General features: G+C 52.3%; 1 rRNA gene. It reads right to left on the reverse strand.

What is annotated here, in order from left to right:
- Nucleotides 1–49: 49 nt before the first annotated feature.
- Nucleotides 50–1,589 (reverse strand): 16S ribosomal RNA (locus tag M2371_RS21575).
- Between the last annotated feature and the right edge of the window lie 249 nt (nucleotides 1,590–1,838).

Consider the following 1,838-nt stretch of genomic DNA (forward strand, 5'->3'; position numbering starts at 1 on the left):
TTCTATCAGACAATCTGTGTGAGCACTACGCAAGTTCGTATCTTTCAGGTAAGGAGGTGATCCAACCGCAGGTTCCCCTACGGTTACCTTGTTACGACTTCACCCCAGTCATGAATCACAAAGTGGTAAGCGCCCTCCCGAAGGTTAAGCTACCTACTTCTTTTGCAACCCACTCCCATGGTGTGACGGGCGGTGTGTACAAGGCCCGGGAACGTATTCACCGTAGCATTCTGATCTACGATTACTAGCGATTCCGACTTCACGGAGTCGAGTTGCAGACTCCGATCCGGACTACGACGCACTTTATGAGGTCCGCTTGCTCTCGCGAGGTCGCTTCTCTTTGTATGCGCCATTGTAGCACGTGTGTAGCCCTACTCGTAAGGGCCATGATGACTTGACGTCATCCCCACCTTCCTCCAGTTTATCACTGGCAGTCTCCTTTGAGTTCCCGGCCGAACCGCTGGCAACAAAGGATAAGGGTTGCGCTCGTTGCGGGACTTAACCCAACATTTCACAACACGAGCTGACGACAGCCATGCAGCACCTGTCTCACGGTTCCCGAAGGCACTAAGGCATCTCTGCCGAATTCCGTGGATGTCAAGAGTAGGTAAGGTTCTTCGCGTTGCATCGAATTAAACCACATGCTCCACCGCTTGTGCGGGCCCCCGTCAATTCATTTGAGTTTTAACCTTGCGGCCGTACTCCCCAGGCGGTCGACTTAACGCGTTAGCTCCGGAAGCCACTCCTCAAGGGAACAACCTCCAAGTCGACATCGTTTACGGCGTGGACTACCAGGGTATCTAATCCTGTTTGCTCCCCACGCTTTCGCACCTGAGCGTCAGTCTTTGTCCAGGGGGCCGCCTTCGCCACCGGTATTCCTCCAGATCTCTACGCATTTCACCGCTACACCTGGAATTCTACCCCCCTCTACAAGACTCTAGCCTGCCAGTTTCGAATGCAGTTCCCAGGTTGAGCCCGGGGATTTCACATCCGACTTGACAGACCGCCTGCGTGCGCTTTACGCCCAGTAATTCCGATTAACGCTTGCACCCTCCGTATTACCGCGGCTGCTGGCACGGAGTTAGCCGGTGCTTCTTCTGCGAGTAACGTCAATCACTGCGGTTATTAACCACAATGCCTTCCTCCTCGCTGAAAGTACTTTACAACCCGAAGGCCTTCTTCATACACGCGGCATGGCTGCATCAGGCTTGCGCCCATTGTGCAATATTCCCCACTGCTGCCTCCCGTAGGAGTCTGGACCGTGTCTCAGTTCCAGTGTGGCTGGTCATCCTCTCAGACCAGCTAGGGATCGTCGCCTAGGTGAGCCATTACCTCACCTACTAGCTAATCCCATCTGGGCACATCTGATGGCAAGAGGCCCGAAGGTCCCCCTCTTTGGTCCGAAGACGTTATGCGGTATTAGCTACCGTTTCCAGTAGTTATCCCCCTCCATCAGGCAGTTTCCCAGACATTACTCACCCGTCCGCCGCTCGTCACCCAGGAGCAAGCTCCCTGTGCTACCGCTCGACTTGCATGTGTTAGGCCTGCCGCCAGCGTTCAATCTGAGCCATGATCAAACTCTTCAATTAAAAGCTTGATTTGCTTCAACTCGTGAAGCGGTGCTCAAAAATTAACTTTCGTAATAATTCAACTAAATGAATTACTGCTTGGTCACTCTTCAAGACTTGATATTTTTTTGATACCCGAAGGTATCTGAGATATCAATCCTGCGAGTGCCCACACAGATTGTCTGATAAATTGTTAAAGAGCAGTGAGTTACGCGCTTTCGCTTGCTAACTCGAGGTGGCGTATATTACGCTTTCCTCTTTCAGAGTCAA

The sequence above is a fragment of the Buttiauxella sp. BIGb0471 genome, from assembly GCF_024807715.1.
GTDB classification, from domain to species: domain Bacteria; phylum Pseudomonadota; class Gammaproteobacteria; order Enterobacterales; family Enterobacteriaceae; genus Buttiauxella; species Buttiauxella agrestis.